At 40.3% G+C, this 278-nt stretch carries 1 protein-coding gene; it reads left to right on the forward strand.

Features of this window, described 5'->3' with window-relative positions; all coding sequences use genetic code 11:
- The coding region (locus ACNKXV_RS14790) for a hypothetical protein (RefSeq protein ID WP_417908456.1) at window positions 1-186 on the forward strand (186 nt) is incomplete at its 5' end.
- Between the last annotated feature and the right edge of the window lie 92 nt (window positions 187-278).

Raw genomic sequence — 278 nt, forward strand, 5'->3', positions numbered from 1 at the left:
GCCGAAATCAAAGCGGAATTGCATCGCAAACTTGAGGGCTTGAGGGAGAAATATGGGGATAGCAAAGAGCTTTCGCAAAGCTATATTGATCGATATCTGGATCGATTGGAGCAAAATCAGCAGTTTGGTGGAGCCAATAAAGAGGTGACTAAACAGATCTTGGAAAACAGGAAAAAGTCTAATTAAAGGACTTCTTATATTCCTAAAAAAATCAAACCATGGTGTATCGAATTTTATTCTCGGTCATAGGGCTTTTCGCCTTTTCCTTTACCGCTTGG

This window comes from Christiangramia aquimixticola (assembly GCF_048285835.1).
In the GTDB taxonomy this organism is placed as follows: domain Bacteria; phylum Bacteroidota; class Bacteroidia; order Flavobacteriales; family Flavobacteriaceae; genus Christiangramia; species Christiangramia aquimixticola.